20 protein-coding genes are annotated in these 24,511 nt (G+C 70.9%); 7 read left to right on the top strand and 13 right to left on the bottom strand.

The annotated features are described in order from the left end of the window. Positions 1-754: 754 nt before the first annotated feature. From pyrF to pyrR, 8 genes are all read right to left on the bottom strand, one after another. Positions 755-1,453 carry an orotidine-5'-phosphate decarboxylase gene (pyrF, locus tag ABZ297_RS26050; protein WP_355350955.1) on the bottom strand — a complete coding sequence of 233 codons (699 nt, stop codon included), beginning with the start codon at positions 1,451-1,453 and terminating at the stop codon, positions 755-757. After that, positions 1,450-2,415: a dihydroorotate dehydrogenase gene (locus ABZ297_RS26045; RefSeq protein WP_355350953.1), complete on the bottom strand. Its 966-nt coding sequence runs from the start codon at positions 2,413-2,415 to the stop codon at positions 1,450-1,452. The genes pyrF and ABZ297_RS26045 overlap by 4 nt, the downstream gene beginning before the upstream one ends. A 98-nt stretch (positions 2,416-2,513) precedes the next feature. Then, positions 2,514-3,380, bottom strand: a complete 867-nt coding sequence (locus ABZ297_RS26040; protein WP_355350968.1) for a dihydroorotate dehydrogenase electron transfer subunit — start codon at positions 3,378-3,380, stop codon at positions 2,514-2,516. 22 nt (positions 3,381-3,402) lie between these two features. Further along, positions 3,403-6,690 (bottom strand): carbamoyl-phosphate synthase large subunit, encoded by a 3,288-nt coding sequence (carB, locus tag ABZ297_RS26035; protein WP_355350951.1) that lies wholly within the window; start codon positions 6,688-6,690, stop codon positions 3,403-3,405. Continuing rightward, positions 6,677-7,783, bottom strand: coding sequence for a glutamine-hydrolyzing carbamoyl-phosphate synthase small subunit (gene carA / locus ABZ297_RS26030; RefSeq protein WP_355350949.1), 1,107 nt, complete (start codon positions 7,781-7,783; stop codon positions 6,677-6,679). Before carA ends, carB begins: the two co-directional genes overlap by 14 nt. Then, positions 7,780-9,084: a dihydroorotase gene (locus ABZ297_RS26025; protein WP_355350947.1), complete on the bottom strand. Its 1,305-nt coding sequence runs from the start codon at positions 9,082-9,084 to the stop codon at positions 7,780-7,782. The genes carA and ABZ297_RS26025 overlap by 4 nt, the downstream gene beginning before the upstream one ends. Positions 9,085-9,104: 20 nt before the next feature. Continuing rightward, positions 9,105-10,025 carry an aspartate carbamoyltransferase catalytic subunit gene (locus ABZ297_RS26020; RefSeq protein WP_355350945.1) on the bottom strand — a complete coding sequence of 307 codons (921 nt, stop codon included), beginning with the start codon at positions 10,023-10,025 and terminating at the stop codon, positions 9,105-9,107. Beyond that, a complete protein-coding gene (gene pyrR, locus ABZ297_RS26015; protein WP_355350943.1) occupies positions 10,022-10,567 on the bottom strand; it encodes a bifunctional pyr operon transcriptional regulator/uracil phosphoribosyltransferase PyrR in 546 nt (181 codons plus the stop codon). Before pyrR ends, ABZ297_RS26020 begins: the two co-directional genes overlap by 4 nt. A gap of 378 nt (positions 10,568-10,945) precedes the next feature. Between pyrR and ABZ297_RS26010 the strand changes: the two genes are divergently transcribed. The 6 genes from ABZ297_RS26010 to ABZ297_RS25985 all read left to right on the top strand — a co-directional run bounded on the left by ABZ297_RS26010 (position 10,946) and on the right by ABZ297_RS25985 (position 17,646). Beyond that, positions 10,946-12,361: an amino acid permease gene (locus tag ABZ297_RS26010; RefSeq protein ID WP_355350941.1), complete on the top strand. Its 1,416-nt coding sequence runs from the start codon at positions 10,946-10,948 to the stop codon at positions 12,359-12,361. Further along, positions 12,358-13,602 (top strand): arginine deiminase, encoded by a 1,245-nt coding sequence (locus ABZ297_RS26005; RefSeq protein ID WP_355350939.1) that lies wholly within the window; start codon positions 12,358-12,360, stop codon positions 13,600-13,602. Before ABZ297_RS26010 ends, ABZ297_RS26005 begins: the two co-directional genes overlap by 4 nt. Before the next feature lie 12 nt (positions 13,603-13,614). Then, complete coding sequence (gene arcC / locus ABZ297_RS26000) at positions 13,615-14,550, top strand: carbamate kinase (protein ID WP_355350937.1); 936 nt, start codon at positions 13,615-13,617, stop codon at positions 14,548-14,550. A 10-nt stretch (positions 14,551-14,560) separates the two neighbouring features. Next, positions 14,561-15,982 carry an amino acid permease gene (locus tag ABZ297_RS25995; protein ID WP_355350935.1) on the top strand — a complete coding sequence of 474 codons (1,422 nt, stop codon included), beginning with the start codon at positions 14,561-14,563 and terminating at the stop codon, positions 15,980-15,982. After that, the gene (locus ABZ297_RS25990) at positions 15,982-16,848 is read left to right on the top strand and encodes a universal stress protein (protein ID WP_355350933.1); all 867 of its coding nucleotides are present in this window, start codon (positions 15,982-15,984) and stop codon (positions 16,846-16,848) included. The genes ABZ297_RS25995 and ABZ297_RS25990 overlap by 1 nt, the downstream gene beginning before the upstream one ends. A gap of 303 nt (positions 16,849-17,151) precedes the next feature. Next, positions 17,152-17,646, top strand: coding sequence for a transcriptional regulator (locus ABZ297_RS25985; RefSeq protein WP_138711987.1), 495 nt, complete (start codon positions 17,152-17,154; stop codon positions 17,644-17,646). A gap of 114 nt (positions 17,647-17,760) precedes the next feature. Here ABZ297_RS25985 and ABZ297_RS25980 read toward each other — a convergent pair whose 3' ends face one another. The 4 genes from ABZ297_RS25980 to ABZ297_RS25965 form a co-directional block, all read right to left on the bottom strand. Beyond that, positions 17,761-18,621, bottom strand: coding sequence for an NAD(+)/NADH kinase (locus ABZ297_RS25980; RefSeq protein WP_355350931.1), 861 nt, complete (start codon positions 18,619-18,621; stop codon positions 17,761-17,763). A 436-nt stretch (positions 18,622-19,057) separates the two neighbouring features. Next, positions 19,058-19,381 (bottom strand): SAV_6107 family HEPN domain-containing protein, encoded by a 324-nt coding sequence (locus tag ABZ297_RS25975; RefSeq protein WP_355350929.1) that lies wholly within the window; start codon positions 19,379-19,381, stop codon positions 19,058-19,060. An 814-nt stretch (positions 19,382-20,195) separates the two neighbouring features. Next, a complete protein-coding gene (locus ABZ297_RS25970) occupies positions 20,196-20,387 on the bottom strand; it encodes a ferredoxin (RefSeq protein WP_355350927.1) in 192 nt (63 codons plus the stop codon). Positions 20,388-20,394: 7 nt separating this feature from the next. After that, positions 20,395-21,591 carry a cytochrome P450 gene (locus tag ABZ297_RS25965; RefSeq protein WP_355350925.1) on the bottom strand — a complete coding sequence of 399 codons (1,197 nt, stop codon included), beginning with the start codon at positions 21,589-21,591 and terminating at the stop codon, positions 20,395-20,397. A 95-nt stretch (positions 21,592-21,686) separates the two neighbouring features. Here ABZ297_RS25965 and ABZ297_RS25960 point away from each other — a divergent pair, with 95 nt between their 5' ends. Further along, entirely contained in the window at positions 21,687-22,289 is a 603-nt protein-coding gene (locus ABZ297_RS25960; protein WP_355350923.1) for a helix-turn-helix domain-containing protein, read from the top strand. A gap of 28 nt (positions 22,290-22,317) precedes the next feature. Here the strand turns inward: ABZ297_RS25960 and ABZ297_RS25955 are convergent, their stop codons facing one another. Further along, positions 22,318-24,390 carry an alpha-galactosidase gene (locus tag ABZ297_RS25955; protein ID WP_355350921.1) on the bottom strand — a complete coding sequence of 691 codons (2,073 nt, stop codon included), beginning with the start codon at positions 24,388-24,390 and terminating at the stop codon, positions 22,318-22,320. Positions 24,391-24,511: the final 121 nt, after the last annotated feature.

The raw sequence follows: 24,511 nt of genomic DNA, 5'->3' as shown, positions 1-24,511 counted from the left end.
CTCGAATTTCTGTCGATGTACTCGGACGGGAAGGGAAACTAGCTGGTCATCGCCCCCTAAGCAACGTCAATGGCGGTTTCTCTCATCACAAAGTCCACTTCATCACTCTCCGTGACCGTAAAACTACCTACTGCTGATCAAATCGCCCTCACTTCCCGCTTCGTATTGCCGCGCGTCGGGCACCGAACGGCTACCGTGGAGATCGTCGCCGCGTCGGCAGCAGTCGTCCGAAACCGTGCCGTCGCGGAGTCCGAAACCCTTGCTGGAGCGGGGATTCCGCCGTTTCGCGGGGTCCGCACGTGGGGTATTGTGGATCTTGTACGGCGCGGGACGGCGCCACCGGCGAGGCCGCCAACGCCTGGCTTCGCCGCTACGGCTTCTGACGCGTGCGCACGGCACCCCCGGCCCCGCTCGCGACCGATCCGGCGTCCCGCCCGCCGCGCACACTCCAGGCACAGCCGTCCGCTCCCGCGAACGGCCGGCAGCCGTCCGTCCCGCCGCAACCCGGCGCGCGTACGCATGCACGCCCGCGACAGCGAGCGGCACGCCGACGGCGCAGGCCGAAGGCCCTCACCGCGGGCCTCATGACGCGCCTCATGACGGAGGACATCGGCGACGGACCACGGAGGACGAGACGGGCTCAGCGCCTTCCCGGGAGCTCAGCGCCTTCCCGGGACGATCCGCCGCCCGCGGGGTCGCCTCCGGCGGCTCCGGCCGTCCACGACGCCGGAGCCTGAGCGCGCGGGACGGCGGCCTAGGACGGTGTGGTGCGGCGGAGGGAGGCGGCTATGGCGGCGGCCGTGGCTCCCGGGTCGGGGCTGGCGGTGATGGGGCGGCCGATGACCAGGAGGTCGGCCCCGTCGGCCACGGCCTGCTCCGGGGTGGCCACGCGGGCCTGGTCCTGGCTGTCGGTGCCCGCAGGGCGAACGCCCGGGGTGATCAGGGTGATGCCGGGGCCCACCTCCGCGCGCACGGCCGCCACCTCGTGGGGAGAGCAGACCAGCGCGGTCGCCCCCGACTCCACGGACATGGCCGCCAGCCGCCGGACGGCGTCGTCGGCCGGGCCCGCCAGGCCGATGCGGTCGAGGTCCGCCTCCGACAGGGACGTGAGGACCGTCACGGCGGCTATCTGGGTGTGCGGGGCCGCGTCCACGGCCGCGCGGATCATGGCGGGCCCCCCGGTGGCATGGACGGTGAGGATGGCCGGGCGCAGCCGGGAGACGGCCCTGGCGGCCCCTGCGACCGTGTTGGGGATGTCGTGCAGCTTCAGGTCCAGGAACACCTGGACGCCGCTGGCCCCCTTGACGGAGGCGATCACGTCCGGGCCGTAGCGCAGGTAGAGCTCCAGCCCTACCTTCACCGTGCTGACGTGCGGAGTCACCAGCCCGGCCCACCTGGCGGCGGTCTCCAGGTCGGGGGCGTCGAGGGCGACGGCGATGGGTGCGAGCGTCAAGGCGAGCTCTCCTCGGAGTCGACGAGCAGGTGCCGGGGGGCGCTCCCCGGCGGGCGGTGCGCCAGGCCGACGGCGTCGGCCAGCCGCTGGAAGCCGCGCGCCTGGAGCAGGTCCTCGAGCTCACGCTCGATGCGCAGGCACGCGTAGGGGTCGTGGAACAGCGCCGTGCCCACGCCGACGGCGCAGGCGCCCGCCAGGATGAGCTGGAAGGCGTCGCGGCCGGTCATCACGCCGCCGACGCCGATCAGCGGCACGCCGGGCAGCGCGGCGTGGACCTGCCACACGCACCGGACGGCGAGCGGGAGGATCGCGGGCCCCGAGAGCCCGCCCGTGACCGCGGCCAGCGACGGCCGCAGCGACTCGGTGTCGATGGCCATGCCCAGCGGGTTGTTGATCATGGAGAGGGCGTCCGCGCCCGCGTCCACGCAGGCCCTGGCGACCGAGACGATGTCGGCCACGTCGGGGGCGAGCTTGGCGACGACCGGGACGTCGTAGCGCATGATGGACCGCACCGAGGCGATCACCTCGGCCGCCGCGCTGCCTTCGCGGGCGAACACACGGCCGCGGTCCTCGATGTTGGGGCAGGACAGGTTGACCTCCAGCGCGGTGACGCCGGGCGCGTCGGCCAGCCTGCGGGCCAGTTCGGAGTACTCGGCGACGGTGCCGCCGCCGACCGAGACGATGGTCCTGATGCCGCGCTGGGCCAGCCAGGGCAGCTCGCGCTCCAGGAACGCCTCGATGCCCGGCCCCTGGAGGCCGACCGCGTTGAGCATCCCCGAGGGGGTTTCGGCCATGCGCGGCGTGGGACGTCCGGCGCGGGGTGCCATGGTGATCGAGCGGGTGGCGAGGGCGCCGAGGCGGTGCAGGTCGAAGAACTGCGCGAGCTCCCGGCCGGAGGCGGCGCAGCCGGCGGCGGTGGTGATCGGGTTGGCCAGCTCGACGTGCGCCAGAAAAGTCCGCATATCCACTGACACGTCACCCCACCCCCCGAGCGCGCGCAGCCACGCGCTCCCCGGAGGCAGCCGACCCTTCGGATGGACGGGAGACGAGCGCGGGTGGGTCAGCCCGCATGGCGAGCACCGCCTCCGGGGGCGCCCAGGGCGTCGAACGGGATCGTTCCTACGTCCTCGAACCGCACCCGCTCCCCCCTGAACACCGGCCCCTCGGCGCAGGCGCGGACCATCGTGGTCACCCCGTCGTCGCCGATGACCGGCAGCACGCACGTCATGCACACCCCGATCCCGCAGGCCATCGCCTCCTCCACCGCCACCTGCACGGGGATGTCGAACTCGATTCCCACCGCAGTCACCGCCCGCAGCGTCTCCATGGGCCCGCACGCGTAGACGGCGTCGGCCCGGGTGTCGGCCACCACGGACGGCAGCGCGTCCGTCACCTTGCCGCGCAGCCCGAGCGAGCCGTCCTCGGTGGTCAGGGTGGTGGTCTCGGCCATGCGCCTGGCCCGCATGGCGCCGAAGACGCGGTCGGCGCTGGCCCCGCCGAGCACGAAGTCCACCCGGCAGCCGCGCTCCATGAGCTGGTCGGCCAGCGGGAACAGCACGGCGGACCCGTACTCGGAGCCGACCAGGACGCAGTGCGCGGGGTCGCGCGGCAGCGGGAAGGGACGCCCGAGCGGCCCGACGAGGTCGAGCGTGTCGCGGGCGCGGCGCTCGGCCAGCCAGGAGGTGCCGGGGCCGCGCACGGTGAAGACGAGCTCCACCGTGCCGCCGTAGTCGGCCTTGACGTCGTGGATGGCGAGCGCGCGGCGTGTCACCATCGACGTCCGGGCTCCCCCGATCGCCACCGAGACGAAGTGGCCGGGACGGTAGCGCTCGGCGATGCCGGGCGCCACCACCGTCAGCGCATGGTAGGCGTCGACCCGGCGCGTCGTCAGCACCGTGCCCGTCACCTGCACCGGAGTGCCGGCCAGTCTTCTTCACCTCCTGCGGGAGCTAGCCCCGAAGTGCCTGCGCGTGCTCCTGGAGGGACCGTACGCCGACGTCGCCCCGCACGATGGCCTGGATGCCCGCCGCGGCGGCGGCCAGCCCGGCGACCGTGGTGATGCACGGGACGCCGCGCAGCACCGCGGCGGTGCGGATGTCGTAGCCGTCGAGCCGCGGCCCCGACTGCCCGGGGCTGCCGAACGGCGTGTTGACGATCAGGTCGACCTCGCCGTCGAGGATGCACTGCACGATCGTGGGCTCACCTCCCGGCCCGGTTCCCTCGCTCTGCTTTCGCACGATCTTGGCATGGACACCGTTGCGGCGCAGCACCTCTGCCGTGCCCTCGGTGGCCAGGATCTCGAAGCCGAGGTCGGCCAGCGCCCGCACAGGGAAGATCATGGCCCGTTTGTCGCGGTTGGCCACGGACACGAACGCGCGCCCGCTGGTGGGCAACTCTCCGTACGCGCCGGCCTGCGACTTGGCGTAGGCGACGCCGAAGAACTCGTCGATGCCCATGACCTCGCCCGTGGAGCGCATCTCGGGGCCGAGCACGATGTCGACGCCGCGGAACCGGTTGAACGGCAGCACCGCCTCCTTGACCGCGATGGACGCCTCCAGCGGCAGCGTGCCGCCGTCGCCGGTGGCCGGGAGCATGCCCTCGGCCCGCAGCGAGGCGATGGACGCGCCGAGCATCACCCGGGCCGCCGCCTTGGCCAGCGGCACGGCGGTCGCCTTGGACACGAACGGCACGGTGCGGCTGGCCCGCGGGTTGGCCTCCAGCACGTACAGGACGCCCGCCGACATCGCGTACTGGACGTTCAGCAGCCCGCGCACACCCACCCCGCGGGCGATGCCCTCGGTGGCGGCGCGGATGCGCTTGATGTCGTGGCCGCCGAGCGTGATCGGCGGCAGCGCGCACGCCGAGTCGCCGGAGTGGATGCCGGCCTCCTCGATGTGCTCCATGACGCCGCCGAGGTAGAGCTCCTCGCCGTCGAACAGCGCGTCGACGTCGATCTCGATCGCCTCGTCCAGGAACTTGTCGACCAGCACCGGGTGGCCGCCCTCCTGGGCGGCCATGTAGGTGGCGAGGGTCTGGTCGTCGTAGACGATGGCCATGCCGGCCCCGCCGAGCACGTACGACGGGCGCACCAGCACCGGATAGCCGATCTCCTCGGCGACCTGGAGCGCCTCGGCGACGGTGGTGGCGGTGCCGTGCTTGGGCGCGGGCAGGCCCGCCTGGGCCAGCACCCGGCCGAACGCGCCGCGCTCCTCGGCCAGGTGGATGGACTCGGGCGAGGTGCCGACGACGGGCACGCCCGCGTCCTTGAGCGCCTGCGCGAGCCCGAGCGGCGTCTGCCCGCCGAGCTGCACGATCACGCCTGCGACCGGGCCGGTCTGCTGCTCGGCGTAGACGACCTCCAGGACGTCCTCCAGGGTGAGCGGCTCGAAGTAGAGCCGGTCGGAGGTGTCGTAGTCGGTCGAGACGGTCTCGGGGTTGCAGTTGACCATGACGGTCTCGAACCCGGCCCGCGACAGCTCGAACGAGGCGTGCACGCAGGCGTAGTCGAACTCGATGCCCTGGCCGATCCGGTTCGGCCCGGAGCCGAGGATGATGACCTTCTGCCGATCGCCGCCGGGTACCTCGGTCTCCTCGTCGTAGGTGGAGTAGAGGTACGGGGTCTTGGCGGCGAACTCGGCGGCGCAGGTGTCGACGGTGTTGTAGACGGGACGCAGCCCGAGCGCGTGCCGCAGGTCGCGGACGCGGGCCTCGTCGATGCCGCGGATCTCGCCGATCTGGACGTCGCTGAAGCCGTGGCGCTTGGCCCGCTCGAGCACGTCGGGGCCCAGCTCGGGCGCGTCGCGCAGGGCCCGGGCCTCCTCGTCGAGCAGGTAGAGCTGGTCGAGGAACCACGGGTCGACGCTGGTGGCCTCGTACAGCTCGGCGGGGGTGGCGCCCGCCCTGATGGCCTGCTGCATGGTGCGCAGCCGGCCGTCGTGCGGGGTGCGGCACGCCTCCAGCAGCTCCTCCTTGCCGGCGACGTCGCCGGCCCAGGAGAACGACGAGCCCTTCTTCTCCATCGACCGCAGCGCCTTCTGCAGCGCCTCGGGGAAGGACCGGCCGATGGCCATGGCCTCGCCGACCGACTTCATGTGCGTGGTGAGGGTCTGGTCGGCGCCCCTGAACTTCTCGAAGGCGAACCTCGGCACCTTGACCACGATGTAGTCGAGCGTCGGCTCGAAGCTCGCGGGCGTCTCGCGGGTGATGTCGTTGGGGATCTCGTCGAGCGTGTAGCCGATGGCCAGCTTGGCGGCGATCTTCGCGATCGGGAAGCCGGTGGCCTTGGACGCCAGCGCGCTCGACCGCGACACCCGCGGGTTCATCTCGATGACGATCATGCGCCCGGTGCGCGGATCGACGGCGAACTGGATGTTGCAGCCGCCGGTGTCGACGCCGACCTCGCGGATGACCGCGATGGCGACGTCGCGCATGTTCTGGTACTCGCGGTCGGTCAGGGTCAGCGCGGGCGCGACGGTGACGCTGTCGCCGGTGTGGACGCCCATCGGGTCGATGTTCTCGATGGAGCAGACGATGACCACGTTGTCGGCCTTGTCGCGCATGACCTCGAGCTCGTACTCCTTCCAGCCGAGGATCGACTCCTCCAGGAGCACCTCGGTGGTCGGCGAGGCGTCGAGCCCGGCGCCGGCGATGCGCCGCAGGTCGGCCTCGTCGTGGGCGAACCCGGACCCGGCGCCGCCCATGGTGAACGACGGCCGCACCACCACGGGGTAGCCCAGCTCGGTGGCGGCGGTCAGGCACTCGTCCATGGTGTGGCAGATGGCCGAGCGGGCCGACTCGGCGTTCAGCCCGTGCTCGCGGGCGACCTTGGCGACGATCTCCTTGAACCGCTCGCGGTTCTCCCCCGCCTGGATCGCGTCGAAGTCGGCGCCGATCAGCTCGACCTGGTACTTCTCCAGGACGCCCGCCTCGTGCAGGGCGACCGCGGTGTTGAGCGCGGTCTGGCCGCCCAGCGTCGGCAGCAGCGCGTCGGGCCGCTCCTTGCTGATGATCTTCTCGACGTACTCGGGGGTGATCGGCTCGACGTAGGTGGCGTCGGCGAACTCGGGGTCCGTCATGATCGTCGCCGGGTTGCTGTTGACGAGGATCACGCGGAAGCCCTCGTCGCGGAGCACCCGGCAGGCCTGGGTGCCGGAGTAGTCGAACTCGCAGGCCTGCCCGATCACGATCGGCCCGGAGCCGATCACCAGGACCGACCTGATGTCCTCACGCTTGGGCACGGCTCATGACCTCACAGAACTCGTCGAAGAGATAGGCGGCGTCGTGCGGCCCGGCGGCGGCCTCGGGGTGGTACTGGACGCTGAAGGCGCGGCCGTCGATCAGGCGCAGGCCCTCCACGCAGCGGTCGTTGAGGTTGACGTGGCTCACCTCGGCGGGCCCGTACGGGGTCTCGAACGGCCCGCCGAGCGGCGCCTCGACGGCGAAGCCGTGGTTGTGCGCCGAGATCTCCACCTTTCCGGTGCGGACGTCCTGGACCGGCTGGTTGACCCCCCGGTGCCCGTAGCGCAGCTTGTAGGTGGACAGCCCGAGGGCGCGGCCGAAGAGCTGGTTGCCGAAGCAGATGCCGAAGAACGGCACCCGGGCCTCCAGCACCGCGCGGAGCGCCGAGACGTCGGCGGTGGCCGGGTCGCCCGGCCCGTTGGAGAAGAACACGCCGTCGGGGCGGACCGCCATGATCTGCTCGAACGTGGCGGTGGCCGGCAGGACGTGCACCTCGCAGCCGCGCTCGGCCATCCGGTGCGGCGTCATGCCCTTGATGCCGAGATCGACGGCGGCCACGGTGAACCGCTTCGCGCCGATGGCCGGCACGACGTACGGCTCGTCGGTGGCGACCTCGGCGGCCAGGTCGGCGCCCTCCATCGGCGGCGCCTGACGTACCCGCTCGACCAGGTTCTCGACCGGCTCGGACGGGGCCGTGAAGATGCCCGCGCGCATCGCGCCGCGCTCGCGCAGGTGGCGGGTGAGCGCGCGGGTGCCGGCGATGGCGATGCCGACGACGCCCTGCTCCTTGAGATAGTCGTCGAGCGAGCGGTTGGCGCGCCAGTTGGAGACCACGCGCGACGGCTCGCGCACGACGTACCCGGCGACCCAGACGCGACCCGACTCGGGGTCCTCGTCGTTGACGCCGGTGTTGCCGATGTGCGGGGCCGTCATCGCGACGATCTGGCGGTGGTAAGAGGGGTCGGTGAGGGTCTCCTGGTAGCCGGTCATGCCGGTGTTGAAGACCATCTCGCCGAACGTCTCCCCTTCGGCGCCATAGGGGGTTCCGTGGAAGACACGCCCGTCTTCCAGGACGAGCACCGCTTGATTCACACCAGCTTCCCTTCGAGGACGGTGGCCTTGCCACGCAGGAACGTCGCCGTTACCCGGCCGGGCAGTGTCATGCCCTCGTAGGGCGTGTTCCTGCTCTTGGACGCGAAGCCGGAAGGATCCACCTGAGTGCGGACGGACGGGTCGTAGAGGGTGAGGTTGGCCGGGGCGCCCACCTCCAGGGGCTGCCCATGAGCGGAGAGGCGGCCGATGCGGGCGGGCAGGTACGACATGCGTTCGGCGACACCCTGCCAGTCGAGCAGCCCGGTGTCGACCATGGCCTCCTGAACCACGCTGAGCGCGGTCTCCAGGCCGACCATGCCCATGGCCGCGGCCGACCACTCGGTCTCCTTGTCCTCGACCGGGTGGGGGGCGTGGTCGGTGGCGACGACGTCGATCGTGCCGTCGGCCAGCGCGGCGCGCAGCGCCTCGACGTCCTCGCGGGTGCGCAGCGGCGGGTTGACCTTGTAGATCGGGTTGTACGCGCCGACCGGCGACACCTCGACCAGCTCGTCGGTGAGCAGCAGGTGGTGCGGCGTGACCTCGGCGGTGACGTTCCAGCCCTTGGACTTGGCCCAGCGGATGATCTCGACGGAGCCGGCGGTGGAGACGTGGCAGACGTGCAGGCGGGAGCCGACGTGCGCGGCCAGCAGGCAGTCGCGGGCGATGACGGCCTCTTCGGCGACGGCGGGCCAGCCGGTCAGACCCAGCCTGCCGGACACCACGCCCTCGTTCATCTGCGCGCCCTCGGTGAGCCTGGGCTCCTGGGCGTGCTGGGCGACGACGCCGTCGAACGCCTTGACGTACTCCAGGGCGCGGCGCATCAGCACCGCGTCGGACACGCACTTGCCGTCGTCGGAGAAGACCCGGACCCCGGCGGCGGAGTCGGCCATCGCGCCCAGCTCGGCGAGCTGCCTGCCCTCCAGGCCGACGGTGACGGCGCCGACCGGCTGCACGTCGCAGTGGCCGAACTCGCGGCCGAGCCGCCACACCTGCTCGACCACCCCGGCAGTGTCGGCGACGGGCGAGGTGTTGGCCATGGCGTGCACGGCGGTGTAGCCGCCGCGGGCGGCCGACTGGGTGCCGGTCTGGACGGTCTCGGCGTCCTCGCGGCCCGGCTCGCGCAGGTGGGTGTGCAGGTCGACCAGGCCGGGCAGGGCGATCGCGCCGCCGCCGTCGACGACGTCACCCAGCCCCTGGTCGCCCGGCCCCTGGAGGCCGGGGCCGATCTCGGCGATGACGCCGTCGGCGATGCGGATGTCGGCCGGCTCGCCGCCCAGGACGCGGACGTTCCTGATGATCATCGTTCGCTCGTTTCGCTCGCTCACTGTGCGGTCTCTCCCCCGAGGAGCAGGTACAGGACGGCCATGCGGATGGTCACGCCGTTGGCGACCTGCTCGACGATGGTCGAGCGCGGGGAGTCGGCCACCTCGGCGGCGATCTCCATGCCCCGGTTCATCGGCCCGGGGTGCATCACGATGGCGTCGTCCGGCATCTTGGCGAAGCGGTCGCGGTCGAGGCCGTAGCGGCGGGAGTACTCGCGCTCGCTGGGGAAGTAGGCGGCGTTCATCCGCTCCTTCTGCACCCGCAGCATCATCACCGCGTCGGACTTGGGCAGCACCGCGTCGAGGTCATAGGAGACCGCGCACGGCCAGGTGTCGACCGAGACCGGCATCAGGGTGGGCGGTGCGACCAGGGTGACCTCGGCGCCGAGCGTGTGCAGCAGCAGCACGTTCGAGCGGGCCACCCGGCTGTGCAGGACGTCGCCCACGATCGCGACCCTGCGGCCGTCGAGGCCGCCGAGGCGGCGGCGCATGGAGAAGGCGTCGAGCAGCGCCTGCGTGGGGTGCTCGTGAGTGCCGTCGCCCGCGTTGACGACGCTGCCGTGCACCCAGGTGGCCAGGCGGTGCGGCGCGCCGGACGCGCCGTGCCGGATGACCACCGCGTCGGCGCCCATCGCCTCCAGCGTCAGCGCGGTGTCCTTGAGCGACTCGCCCTTGGACACGCTGGAGCCCTTGGCGGAGAAGTTGATCACATCGGCCGAGAGCCGCTTGGCCGCGGCCTCGAAGGAGATGCGGGTGCGGGTGGAGTCCTCGAAGAACAGGTTGACCACGGTGCGCCCGCGCAGGGTCGGGAGCTTCTTGATGGAACGTTCCGAGACTCTCGCCAGCTCCTCGGCGGTGTCGAGGATGAGCAGGGCGTCGTCCTTGGCGAGGTCGCCCGCGGAGATCAGGTGACGGTTCACTTGGCGGACTCCTTCATCAGCAGCACGGCGTCGCGCCCGTCGGTCTCGCGCAGGTAGACCTTGACCTTCTCGCTCTTGGCGGTGGGCAGGTTCTTGCCGACGTAGTCGGCGCGGATGGGCAGCTCGCGGTGGCCCCTGTCGACCAGCGTGGCGAGCTGCACGGCGATCGGCCTGCCGAGGTCGCTGAGCGCGTCGAGGGCGGCGCGGACGGTGCGGCCCGAGAACAGGACGTCGTCGACCAGCACCACGATCCGGTCGTCGACGCCGTCGGGCGGGAGCTCGGTGCGGCCGAGGGGCCTGGCGGGCTTGAGCCGGAGGTCGTCGCGGTACATGGTGATGTCGATCGAGCCGACGGGGATCTTGATCCCTTCGAACTGCTCGATGCGCTCGGCCAGCCGGTGGGCCAGGGTGGCGCCGCGGGTGGGGATGCCGAGGAGGACGACGCCGTCGGCGCCCTTGGTTCGTTCGAGGATCTCGTGTGCGATGCGGGTCAGCGCCCGGTGGATGTCCGGGCCTTCGAGTACGGCCCTGGAAACGGACATGAGAGATCTCACCGCCTTTCCCGCCTCACAGGACGGGTCTTAAAGGGTGTTGGTCGGCACACAGAGTACCAGGGCCTACCAGCCACAACAGGACAGGCCCGGTGGTGCGGTGACGTGGCGTGCGCGGAACGTTCCGCCCCTGGCGAGGAGACGTCTCGAAATTGGCAAAACCCGCCAAAAGGGCATAAAACCGCTCGTCGCGGTCACCCTGGGGGCGTTCGCGCTGACGCTGCTGCCGACCGGTTCACCCGAGGCCCTGCCACATCCCGTGATCAGGTAAATTTCCCGCCAAAGGCCGGATTGACCCCTTTCGTGCAGGGCACGTCCCCGTGAGTCGCAGGCGGTTCCGCCCGCGGCGTTCGGGGGACGGGGGCACGCATGGGACAAGCGCGACCACCGGCGGGCGGCATGACCGCCGCGGCGCGTGCGCGGGTCTCCCCAGCCCCCGGCGGGTTCGGCCTCGGCGCGGCGATGGCGCTGGTGATCGGCAACGTCGTCGGAATCGGCATCTTCCTGCTGCCCTCCGCGCTGGCCGTGTTCGGCGTGCTGAGCCTGGTGGCCATGGCCCTCGTGACCGCCGGCGCGGTCGCGATGGCCCTGGTCTTCGGCAGGCTCGGCGCGCGCATCCCGGTGGGCGGCGGCCCCTACGTCTACGCGCGTGACGCGTTCGGCGAGTTCACCGGCTTCTGGACCGCCTGGTCGTTCTGGCTGACGGCGTGGATCGGCAACGCCGCCGTCGCCGTGGCCTGGACCGGCTATGCGCGCTACCTCATCCAGCAGATGTTCAGGCAGGACGTGAGCGGCGTGGCCGCAGCGATCGCGATCGGGCTGGCCGGCCTCTGGATCCCGGCCGTGGTCAACCTGATGGGCATCCGGGACATGGCCGTCTTCCAGGTCGTCACCACGATCCTGAAGTTCGTGCCGCTGCTGTTCGTCGCCGTCGTCGGGCTGTTCTTCCTCAGCGCCGACAACTTCGGCCCCTTCAACGCCACCGGCGCCGGCTGGGTCAGGGCCGTCTCCATGGCGGGCGCGGTCGCGCTGTTCATCTACACGGGCGTGGAGAGCGCCGCCGTCGCCGCCTCACGGATGAGGGACCCGGCCCGCGACGTCGGCAGGGCCAGCATCCTCGGCGTTTCGGCGTGCGCCGTGCTCTACGTCCTCAGCACCGTCGTCGTCATGGGCACCGTCCCGCACCAGCAGCTCGTCCACTCCGCCGCGCCGTTCGCCGACGCGCTCAACCAGATGTTCGGCGGCTTGGCGGGCGGGCTGGTCATGGCCGCGTGCGCGACCATCTCCGGCATCGGGACCCTGAACGGCTGGACGCTGCTGGCGGCGGAGATGCCGATGGCCGCGGCCAGGGACGGCATGTTCCCCCCCGCCTTCGCCAGGCTGACCCGGCGCGGCGCCCCCTACACCGGCATCCTGATCGGCACCACGCTGGCCTCGCTGATGCTGCTGACCGGCTACACCTCCCAGAACGCCTTCGACACGATCGTGCTGCTGGCCTCCTTCACCACAGTGATCCCGTACTTCTTCTCGGCCGCGGCGCAGCTGTCCTGGCTGGTGACCGGCGCCCGGCGGGTCCAGGGCCGCAGGCTGGCCCGCGACACCACGATCTCCGTGATCGCGCTGCTGTTCGCGTTCTGGATGGCCTACGGCTCGGGCGCGCAGGCGGTGCTCGGCGGCACCCTGATGCTGCTCGTCGGGGTGCCGGTCTACATCTGGATGAAGGCGACGCGCGGGGAGTACGGACCGCGTGACGTCCACGTCTGGGAGGGGATAGACAGACCATGACCTTCCATGTCGATTCCGAGGTGGGCAGGCTCCACCAGGTCCTCCTGCACCGGCCGGACCTGGCGCTCAAGCGGCTCACCCCGACGAACACGGACGAGTTCCTCTTCGACGACGTCCTCTGGGTGCAGCGGGCGGTCGAGGAGCACGAGGAGTTCCAGCGGGTGCTGGAGGCCCGCGGCGTCCGCGTCCACCTGCTGGCCGACCTGATCGTCGAGACGGTCGACATCCCCGAGGCGCGCAAGCACATCCTCGACGCGATCATCGACGAGCGGTTCATGGGCCCCCTGGCCGTGGACGACATCCGCAACACCCTCGACGCCCTGGACTCCAAGACGCTGCAGACGTACCTGACGGGCGGCATCACCAGGCGCGAACTGGTCGCGATGGGCTGCGACCCGAAGTCGATGGCCTACCACTCCATCCCCGACGACGACTTCGTCCTGCCGCCGCTGCCGAACCACCTGTTCACCCGCGACACGTCCTGCTGGGTGTACGACGGGGTGTCGATCAACGCGATGAAGAAGAAGGCCCGCATGCGGGAGACGGTGAACATGGAGGCCGTCTACGAGTTCCACCCGACGTTCGCGGGCGGCTTCGACCATCAGGGGCCGGGCGGCTTCCGCGTCTGGATGCCCGGGCAGTCGGTCGCGCCCGCCACCCTGGAGGGCGGCGACGTGCTGGTCATCGGGCGCGGCGCCGTCCTGGTCGGGATGAGCGAGCGCACCCAGCCGCAGGCGATCGAGATGCTGGCCCGGCGGATGTTCAGGGCCGGCTCGGCGCGGAAGATCGTGGCGCTGCTGATGCCGAAGGCGCGCGCCTTCATGCACCTCGACACCGTGATGACGATGGTGGACGTGGGCGTGTTCACCAAGTACGCGGGCCTGGGCATGCTGCCGTCGTACACGATCGAGCCGGGCGACAACGACAAGGAGGTCAAGGTCACCGACCATCCCCCGCAGGACATGCACAGAGCCATCGCGCGGGCGCTGGACCTCGACGACGTCACGGTGCTCACCCCCACCCAGGACGTCTACGCCGCCGAGCGCGAGCAGTGGGACGACGGCTGCAACGTGCTGGCCGTCGAACCGGGCGTGGTCGTCGCCTACGAGCGCAACACGACCACCAACAACTTCCTGCGCGACAACGGCGTCGAGGTCATCACGATCCGGGGCAGCGAGCTGGGCAGAGGGCGCGGCGGCCCGCGCTGCATGAGCTGCCCCCTCGAGCGCGACGGCATCTGAGAGGGGAGCCGCATGCGGGTCATCGTCGCGCTGGGGGGCAACGCGCTGCTCAGACGCGGGCAGAAGCCGGACGCGAGACTGCAGGTCGGCAACGTGGCCGAGTCGGTCAAGACGCTGGCCAAGCTGGCCGAGAAGCACGAGCTGATCATCACGCACGGGAACGGGCCGCAGGTCGGCATGCTGGCGCTGGAGAGCACCGCCGACCCCAACCTGACCAGGCCGTACCCGTTCGACACGCTGGGCGCCGCGACGCAGGGCATGATCGGCTACTGGATCCTCCAGGCGCTGCAGAACGCGCTGCCCGGCAGGCAGGTCATGGCCATGGTCACGCAGACCCTGGTGTCGGCCGTCGACCCGGCCTTCGAGAACCCGACCAAGTTCGTCGGCCAGGTCTACGACCAGCAGGAGGCCGAGAAGCTGGCCAAGGAGTACGGCTGGACGGTCAGGGCCGACGGCGAGTACTGGCGGCGGGTCGTGCCCTCCCCCGCGCCGCAGCGCGTGGTGGAGACCCGGCTGATCCGCAGGTCGGTGCGCGAGGGCGTCGTCGTGGTCTGCGCGGGCGGGGGCGGCGTGCCGGTCATCCGCGACGCCCAGGGACGGCTGACGGGGGTCGAGGCGGTCATCGACAAGGACCTCACCGCGTCCATGCTGGCCGAGGCGCTGGAGTGCGACGCGTTCCTGATCCTGACGGACGTGCCGCGCGTCATGCGCGACTTCGGCACCCCTGGCCAGAGCGAGATCGCCAACACCACCCCGCACGAGCTTCGCGCCATCGACTTCCCCGCGGGCTCGATGGGGCCGAAGGTGGAAGCGGTCTGCCGGTTCGTGGAGACGACCGGCGACATGGCCGCCATCGGCCGGCTCGACCAGGCCGAGCAGATCCTCGAGGGCGCGGCGGGAACGATCGTGACGCCCAACGCCAGGTGGCCGCTCACCAGCACGCTGTAGGGGGTGTCCAGTGGCCCTGGCCGAACGCCTCTTCCGGACCAAGCCCACCGAGCGCATCATCGCCGAGGGCGGCCACGGCGAGGGCGGCGAGCTGCGCCGCACGATGTCGCTGTGGCAGCTCACGCTGTTCAGCGTCGGCGCGACGCTCGGCACCGGGATCTTCGTCATCCTCGGCCAGGCCGTGCCCAAGGCGGGGCCGTCCGTGGTCCTGTCGTTCGTGCTGGCCGCCATCACGGCGCTGTTCTCCGCGCTGTCGTACGCCGAGCTGGCCGGGACGATCCCGGTGTCCGGCTCGTCCTACTCCTACGCCTACGCCACGCTGGGCGAGATCGTCGCGTGGGTGTGCGGATGGTGTCTCATGCTGGAGTACGCGGTGTCGGTCGCGGCCGTCGCCGTGGGGTGGGGCGAGTACCTGAACGCGTTCCTGCGCAGCCTGTTCGGCTTCACCCTGCCCGACGCGATCACCCGGTCCCCGGGGCAGGACGGCGGGGTGGTCAACGTCGCGGCGATCGTGATCGTGGCGCTGGCCACCTGGCTGCTGCTGCGCGGAGCCTCGGAGAGCGCGACGGCCAACGCGGTCTTCGTGCTCATCAAGATCGCGGTGCTGGGGTTCTTCTGCGTGGTGGCCTTCACCGCGTTCACGTCCGGAAATTTCACGCCTTTCGCACCGATGGGGATCGCAGGCGTGACGGCGGCGGCCTCACAGGTGTTCTTCTCCTACATCGGCTTCGACGCCGCGTCCACGGCGGGCGAGGAGGCCAAGAACCCCAGGCGCGACCTGCCTCTGGCGATCATCCTCTCGCTGGCCATCGTCACGCTCATCTACGTCCTGGTCGCCGTGGCCGCCATCGGGGCCATGCCGTGGACCCAGTTCAACCCGCGCAGCACCGAGGCGAGCCTGTCGTACATCGTGGACCTCGCCAGCGGCGCCAGCTGGCCGGGCCTCGTCATCTCCTTCGGCGCGGTCATCGCGATCGCCAGCGTGGTGCTCACCGTCATCTACGGCCAGACCCGCATCCTGTTCGCGATGTCGCGCGACGGGCTGATCCCGCGCGTGTTCCAGAAGGTCGACCCGCGCCACCAGGTGCCGGTCGCCAACACGCTCATCGTCGCCGTGTTCATCTGCGTGCTCGCCGGGCTGGTGCCGCTCGGCCAGCTCGCCGAGGCCACGAGCATCGGCACCCTGTTCGCGTTCGGGATCGTCAACGTCGGCGTGCTCGTCCTGCGCTACCGCAGCCCCGAGCTGCCGCGCAGCTTCCGCACGCCGCTCTTCCCCGTCACGCCGGTGCTCGGCGCGGTGTTCTGCGTCGTCGTGATGGCCGGGCTCGCCTCCGTCACATGGGCGGCGTTCGGGCTGTGGATGCTCGTGGGCCTCGCCTGCTACTTCCTGTACGGCTATCGCCACTCGCGGCTGAATGCCGAGGTGTCCTGATGAAGATCGACAACGTCCTGGCCGGGGCCATCCCCGAGCCGCGGGGCCGCGACGGGCTGGTGCTGGCCGTGCTGCTCGCCAGGCAGGCCCAGGCGCGCCTGACCGTGGCGACCATCCAACCGCCCGTCTGGACCGCACCGGGGCCCGCCAGGGCCGACCAGAGCGCCTGGAGCGCCTACCTCAGGGAGCAGGCCGCCGCCACCCTGGCGCAGGCCCGCCAACTGGCGGGCGACGACGCCGACTGCGTCGCGCAGACCCACAGGGGCAGCGGGCGCGGCCTGGTGGACCTGGCCCGCAAGCTCGGCGCGGACGTCGTCGTGATCGGCTCGGCGCCGCGCGGCGGCAAGGGGCGCATCTCGGTCGGCAGCACCGCCGACCAGCTCCTGCACTCCTCGTCGGTGCCGGTGCTGCTCGCGCCCAAGGGCTACGCGGAGGCGCCTCCGCCCGCCTTCGCGCGGGTCACCCTCGCCTACCGTCGCGGACGCTGCGCCGACGCCGCGGTCAAGGAGGCCGCGCAGGCCGCGGTCTCGCTGGACGTCCCGCTGCGGCTGGTGACGCTGGTGCTCAGCAGCGGCCGTAGGGCCAGGATCGAGCGGGACATGCTGCTCCGGCTGCGTGAGCAGGCCGCGGCCGACCTGAAGGCGGTGGCCAGGGGGCAGCGGCGGCGGGTGCAGGTGGAGCTGGAGGTGCTGGAGGGCAGGAACGTGGGTCACGCCATGAGCACCACGCAGTGGCAGCCGGGCGAGCTGATCGTCTGCGCCTCCAGCGGGACGGGGCCGCTGCGGCGGGTTTTCCTGGGCGACACGTCCATTAAGATCGTTCAGGCGGCGATCAGGCCTGTCATGATTCTCACCCGGCAGGTCTGAGCGGAGTGCGTTACTCGTCGAACTGTGACGAAGTACAGATGCCTCTGGGGCAAGAGGGGCGATCGAGACGTTCCATCCCGGACCGGATTCGGCATCTTTTTTCCAATCAGCTTGACCTTAGGCGTCCACCCCTTTACCGTCACTGTGCGTAACCACACCGCGCGGCGTTCTGGGGTAAAACCCGGAACCTCGGCTACCGATGGTGCCGACCTTTCGGCACCGGACCCCCGGTGGCTCTGGCATACGCCGCAAGGGAGCACAATCTACTGATAGCGATACATACGAGAGCCGGGGGGCCACACGATGCCGTCTGAGTACGCAAAGTCGCTGGGTGCACGACTCCGCGCCATCCGCACCCAGCAGGGCCTGTCCCTGCACGGAGTCGAGGAGAAGTCGCGTGGCAGGTGGAAGGCCGTGGTCGTGGGCTCGTACGAGCGTGGCGACCGCGCCGTCACGGTGCAGAAGCTTGCCGAACTTGCCGACTTCTACGGGGTGCCGGTGTCCGAGCTGCTGCCGGGCGGAGCCGCGCCCAGCCCGCTCGGTCCGACGCCCAAGCTCGTGATCGACCTGGAGCGCCTGGCCACGCTGCCGAAGGAGAAGGCGGGTGCGCTCGCCCGCTACGCGGCGACGATCCAGAGCCAGCGTGGTGACTACAACGGCAAGGTCCTGTCGATCCGCCAGGAGGACCTGCGTTCCCTGGCCGTGATCTATGACAAGTCGCCGAGCGAGCTGACCGAGGAGCTCATCAGCTGGGGCGTGCTCGACGCCGAGGCCCGCAGGGCCGTCGAGGCCTTCTGAGAGCACCTTTGAGGGGCGTGCCACCCACCGGCGCGCCCCTTCCGCCACCCCGACCCACCTCCGGCCACCGCGACCACGGCCCGTCCAGCCGATGCGCGTTCGGCTGGTGTGTGTTCAGTAGGCTTCGATGCTGCCGTCCACGCGGAGTTTGCGGCGGGCGCGCTCGTAGAACGTCGTGCCCAGCCGTACGACCTGGGCCGCGGCCGGAAGGGCGGTGACCGTGATGCTGTCGCCTGGACACAGGTGGCCGACCACCGCTCCGTCGACCTCGACGGCCAGCCTGCCGCTGCTGTGCAGCACCTCCAGCGTCACCGCCTCGTCGGCGGGCAGGACCAGCGCCCGGTTGAACGCCGAGTGCGCCGCCGCCGGGACGACCAGCACCGCCGCCACCCTCGGCGAGACGACAGGCCCGCCCGCCGAGAAGCTGTAGGCGGTGGACCCGGTGGACGTGGCCACGATCACCGCGTCAGCCGCGTACCGGACGAACGGGTCGCCCGCCGGGGTGACCAACACGGCGGCCAGCCCCTCACCCGGGATGCGAGCCAGCGCGATGTCGTTGAACGCGATCACGTCCAACGGGCCGCCGAGCGTGGTGCGCACCGCCATCCGGGGCTCGATCGTGTAGTGGTGACGGTCGATGGCCGACAACGTCGCCGGCAACTCCTCCACGTCGATCTCGGCGAGGAAGCCCAGCTTTCCGAGGTTCACTCCGAGGACGGGCGTGGGACGTCCCGCGATGAGCCGCATGGTGCGCAGCATCGTGCCGTCGCCGCCCAGGCTCACGAGCAGATCGGCACGATCCACCAGCGTGCAGGCATCGACCGCGACGGCCGTGCAGTCGATCCGTCCGACCTCCTCGTGCAGCCCGAGAACGGTGACCCCGTGGCCGGCGGCCCACCTCACGATGGTGTCGATCGCCTCTTTGGAGTCGCGCTTCGGATGCAGCACCAGCCCAACCGTCCCAACCATCCCCATATGCCCACTGTATGGTCTCGGCCCTATCCCGCCATCGGCCCCGCGCACCCACTTGCCCAGCCCGCCGATAAGTGCCCGAACGCGCCTGCCGGGAGAACACCAGAACAATCACCGAGCGCTTGACCGCTGCCCGGACTCTCCTATCAGGCCGGCGTAAACAACCCGGGGCACCGCCAGAGGGGAAACATCTGAACATCGAGCCCCGGAGCGCTCTGACCTCGCTGAGTAAGCACCTGAGGTCCAGTCCGTAAGCACTAACCGTGCCGTCTTCGAGTACCTGAAACATCACCCCGAAGCGCCCATGCGTTCAGGCCCGAGTGCATGGCGTGCGACTTCGCCTGGTGCAGCACGGCCAGGGAACGCCCACGCCTGACGGACGCGCTGTGCCCCGAGGCCCGGGGAGCCACAGCGGGCTGGAGCGGGCCGGAGGGGGATATCAGCCGGCCAGGGGGACGTTCACCGGGAGTTGGGACTGGGCGGGGGCACCGAGGAGAGTCTCCACCGCAGTGACGAAGGTCTCCGCCTCCGCCAGGAGTTCGTCGGCGTCGGTGGCACTGACGCCACGAACCATGCCCGCTTCGGCGGCCGCGCGCTTGGCGGCGCTCACCGAGAAGAACGCAGCCCACTCCGCCAGCCGGGGCTCCGCCTCCGGCAGCAGCTCCCAGGCGCTACGGAGGCGCCGCCTGCGGCCCTCCATGGGACGCGGTCGGGCGGCCAGGATCGCCGCCGCCGCCCGCAACGCCGCGAGGTGTGCTGCCACATAGCGCGACGCCGGGGTGCGAGCTGTCGCCGCCTCGGCCAGACAGGAACGAGAATCCGTCAGATGTGCCCGGACCGCCGGCGACAACCGGGGCCCTGGCGTATCGCTGAGCCTTGGTGCCATCTTGCGCGCCTCCTTGGAGTCATGGCGGCTCCCGGCGTCCCGCCGGTGAGGCCAACAGTTGCAGACCCCACCGACATTTCCGCCGGGCTGGCCGGACGAGGAGCTTCCCCTCACCCCGTCCGGCCAGGACGCGCCCGATCGTCTCCGCCGACGACGAGGACACGCCCTTCGCCCGTGGAGCCTGATCGCGGGTCTCGCTTGGGGGAAGCGTGGCCCGCGACCAGGTCCTTCGACGTGAGCCGCGAGCCTCACGTCACTAGGTCGAACATAATTTCGATCACGCTCGGTGTCAACCACTTCCACGAACACAGGTTCGACGAAGTCGCGTCGTGAGAGTGCCCGCACGCCTCACGACGCCCCGACCCGGTTGCGGGCAGGCGGGGGCGGGGGACGGGGAGGCACCGCAGCGCGGAGGCAGCAGATGAAGGCACCCGGGCAGCGCAACGGGCCACGCGGCGCCGCCTAATCGGACGGCAGCAGCAGCGGGCAGCAGATGGCCGGGGGCGGCGGCGGGCGACGCGGCGGCCCTGGGGGCGCTGACGTCCAGCGCGCGGGCGCGGCATGGCACCGGTTCGGGCTCACCGGTCGGAGGAGCTACGCGGCGCAGCGCCTCCGACCGCCCGGACACGGCCGTCACGATCGGGTGGTCACGCGGCGGCCGGTCGTCTGGCGACGCGAGGTCGCCGGAGTGCTAGGACACCGAGATCGCGCCCGACGGGCAGAGGGTCACGGCGCGCTGGACCGCGGCCTCCTGCTCCGCCGGCGGCGTCTCGTCCAGAACCACCACGGTTCCTTCGTCCTCGCTCTGGTCGAAGATCTGCGGCACTGTCAGGGCGCACATGCCCGCGCCGATGCATACCGTCGTGTCTGCCGTAATTTTCATCGTTGACCTACCAGGTGACAGGGAGGCTGTGCACGCCGTAGATGCTCATGTCGGAGCGCATCGGCACCTCCTCGGGTGGTACGGCCAGGCGGAGGCCTGGGAAGCGGCGCAGCAGCGCTGGATAGCCGATGCGCATCTCGACCCTAGCCAACTGCTGACCGAGGCATTGATGGATGCCGTGGCCGAACGTCAGGTGGCTGCCGGCCGGCCGGGTGACGTCGAGGTGGTCGCCGCCGGGGAAGCGCTCGGGGTCACGGTTGACCGCCCCCAGGGAGATCGTGACGGTCTCCCCCTCCTTGATGAGCCGGCCTTCGATCTCGACGTCCGCCAGGGCGTTCCTGACGGGGCCGAGGTGGATGATCGTGAGGTAGCGCAGCAGTTCCTCGACGCCGTTGTCGACGGTCGAGGGGTCGTCGCGCATGAGGGCGAGCTGGTCGGGGTTGGTGAGCAGGGCGTAGGTGCCGAGGCCGAGCATGTTGGCCGTGGTCTCGTGGCCCGCCACCAGCAGCAGGAACGCGACTCCCGTCAGCTCCTCGTCGTTCAGCTCGCCACTCTCCACGAGGCCGCCGAGCAGGTCGTCGTCGGGCTTGGCGCGTTTGCGCTGGATCAGCCCGTACAGGTACGCGGAGACGCGTTGCATCGCGGCGATCGCGTCCACGGCCTTGGTCTCGAGGTTGACGAGCACCTTGGTGTCGTTCTGGAACTGGTCGCGGTCCTCGTACGGGACGCCGAGCAGCTCGCAGATGACCAGCGACGGGATGGGCAGCGCGAAGGCCTGTACCAGGTCCACGGGCTTGCCGGAGGCGGCCATCCGGTCCAGGCAGGCGCCGGTGATCTCCTCGATCCTGGGTTCCAGCTGCTTCATCCTGCGCACGGTGAACTGGCCGGTGAGCAGCTTACGGAAGCGGGTGTGCTCGGGCGCGTCCATGCGCAGGAAGAAGCCGGGCGGGACGCGGAACTGTTCGCGCATCTCTTTGGTCAGGTCCAGGCGCGCGGGGATGGGTGGGTGCATCCGTTCCGGACGGTTGCTGAAGCGGGGGTCGGCGAGCACGGCCCGGGCGGCGGCGTAGCCGGTGACGAGCCAGCCCTGGTGGCCGTCGGCGTAGGTCATGCGGTGGATGGGCGCCTGTTGTCGTAGCTCGGCGAGTTCGTCGGGTGGGTCGAAGGGGCGTTGACGGGCAAGGGGGTAAGTGAGTTCGGACATGCGGTGCGCTCCTTTCGGCATCAACTCCAGAAAAGCTCGTCGAATGCAAAATTTCAATGGATGAAAAACCCAAAGATGTGCAGTAGAGTTCCGACATGGTGGGACTGCGGGAGCGCAAGAAGCTGCGCACGCGCCAGGCGCTGATCGAGGCCGCACTCCGCCTGTTCGACGAGAGGGGTTACGAGGAGACCACGCTCGCCGAGATCGCCGCCGAGGCGGAGGTGTCGACGCGGACGTTCTTCAGCTACTTCGCGAGCAAAGAGGACGTGATCTTCTTCGACAGCGACGAGCGGATGGAGCGGACGCTCGAGATCCTCGCGTCCAGGGAGCCCGGCGAGCCGCTGGCCGACCTGCTGCTGAGGCTGATCCGGTCGGCGCTGATGTGGGCGAGCGCGGACGACTTCTCGCTGGAGCACAGCGCGGTGCGGATGCGGCTCCTGTCGACGGTCCCCGCGCTCCAGGCCAGGGCGCTGCACCTGCTGTTCGACACCCAGCTCAGGCTCGCCCAGGCCCTCCGCGACGCCTACCCCGACGAGCTGGACGAGGTCGAGGCGGCGACGGCGGTGGGCGGTCTGATCGGCGCGGTGAAGCTGGCCGTCATGGTCAGCCTCAGCAGAGGCGACTCGCACGAGCAGATCCGTGAGACCGTCAGCCGGGCCGCGGACATCGCCATCCGCGGCCTGCACACCATCGGCTGAGCCGCGCACGCTCGCCCGCCGCGTCGCGTCACGGGTTCTCCTTGCGCAGGCGGACGAGGGCGCTGGCGTAGTCGCCTCTGGGCAGGTCGGGGGCGAGCCCCGACGACATGAGGACGGCCCCGTGGTGGACGCGCCCGGTGTCCTCGTCGCGATAGCGGCCGAGCGGGTCGAGCGCGCGGAGGCGGAGCGGGACGAGCGGGGCGCCGTGCGCCACGGGCCCGCGCCAGGCGAGCACGACCACGCGGTCGCCGAACGTGTGCTGCACGCCGTACTCCAGCCTGTGCTGCGTACCGAACTGGACGACGGGCCTGATGTCCTTGTACGCGGCCACCAGCGCGGCGGCCTCGTCGAGCTCGGCGGAGCTCCACTCCAGCAGGTTGCCGCCGAGCCCGAGCGCCCCGGCCATGGCCACGTGGAAGCGGAAGGCGAGGGGGGTGCGGCGGCGGGTGAGCGGGTTGGGGCTGTCGGTCACCCAGGCGGCCATCGCGCGGGCGGGGTAGATCTGGCTGAAGCCGCGCTGGATCGCGATGCGGTCGTGGGCGTCGGTGTTGTCGGACGTCCACACCTGGTCGGTGCGGGACATGATGCCCAGGTCGGTGCGCCCGCCCCCGCCGGCGCACGCCTCGATGCGCAGGTGCGGGTGGTCGGCGCGGAGCCTGTCCATGATCGAGTAGACGGACCTGACGTGCTCGATCCAGAGCCGGTCCTGGTCGGGGCCGCCGGGCCAGCCCGCCTCGGTGAAGGCCCGGTTGCAGTCCCACTTCAGGAAGTCGATCCCGTGCTCGCCGACGAGCTTGTGCAGCCACTTGTGCGCCCAGTCGGCGACGTCCTGCCGGGCGAGGTTGAGCACGAGCTGGTTGCGCAGCAGCGTGCGGGGGCGTCCCGGCATGTGCAGCACCCAGTCGGGGTGCGCCCGGTACAGGTCGCTGTCGGGGTTGACCATCTCGGGCTCGACCCACAGCCCGAACCGCATGCCGAGCCGGTGCACCTCGTCGATGAGCGGCGTCAGCCCCTGGGGGAAGCGGGCGGGGTTGGGCCACCAGTCGCCGAGCCCGGCGCGGTCGCTGGTCCGTCCGCCGAACCAGGCGTCGTCCATCACGAACAGCTCGGCTCCGACCCGGGCGGCGAGCGCGGCGAGCTCCTTCTGGTTGTCCTCTGCGGCCTCGAAGCCGACGGCCTCCCAGGCGTTGTAGAGCACCGGGCGCGGCTCGTCGGGGACGGGCAGGACGTGCCTGGCGACGTGCTCGTGCCAGCGACGGCTGGCTCCGCCGAACCCGTCGGGCGCGTACACGCCCGAGAACACGGGCGTGGTCCACTCCTCGCCGGGTTCCAGCCGCCAGGTGAGCCCCTCGTGGCCGGCTCCGCCCGTCCAGGTCGCGTGCCCGGAGGGGGTGTGGGTGACGGTTACGCGCCAACTGCCGCTCCAGGCCAGCGCGCCGCTCCACACCTCGCCGTGCTCCTCGGTCGCGTCGCCGCCGTCGAGCATGAGCCACGGGTTGGCGTGGTGGCTGCTCAGCCCGCGCCGGCTCGTCAGGACGGTCTCCCCCACGGCCAGTTCGACGCGGCGCAGCCCGTTCTCGGCGCTCCACCCGCCGACGGCGTGGCTCAGCCGGTAGCCGGGCAGCGCGGGAACGCTCCAGGCGGCGGAGTCGCAGCGCAGGACCGTCACCGGCACCTCGGTGCGCAGGGTGGTCCAGCGTTCCACGGCGTCGCTGTCGGGGTGCACGCGGTAGTGCAGGTCCACCTCGAAGGGGTGCAGCGCGTCCCTGAACCGGACGGTCAGCCCTCCCCCGTCGATGGTGTGGCCGAGGTGGCGCCAGTCGACGCCGCGCACGCCGTCGGGGAAGGCGATCTGCAGCGAGGGCGGGTCGAAGCGGGCGCCCGCCTCGGTGACCAGCTCCTCCCCTGCCCTTCTGCCGTCGAAGCTGCTGGCGGGGGGCGCCTGCTCGCGGGGCAGCGTCACGGCCTGCTCCACGGTCAGCTCCGGCCCCCAGTGCAGGTGGACGGGCACGTCGCCGTCGTCCAGGCCGAGGACGTAGCAGGTGGAGGGGGTGCGCAGCACGTACGTGCGGCTGGCGGCGTCGAAGGTCACCGAAGACATGCCCCGGAGCCTAGGTTCAACCCGTCGGCAATTCAATTCTTGACGAAGTTAATTACCTCGACTATGCGTTGGCAGCCCCCCTTTGGCGGCTCGCCAAATTCCTTTCCTAACGAAGTTAATT

The organism is Nonomuraea sp. NPDC005983, assembly GCF_040614375.1.
Lineage (GTDB): Bacteria > Actinomycetota > Actinomycetes > Streptosporangiales > Streptosporangiaceae > Nonomuraea.
The sequence above is the reverse complement of the archived record's forward strand: the minus strand, read 5'-3'. Positions and strand labels throughout refer to the sequence as shown.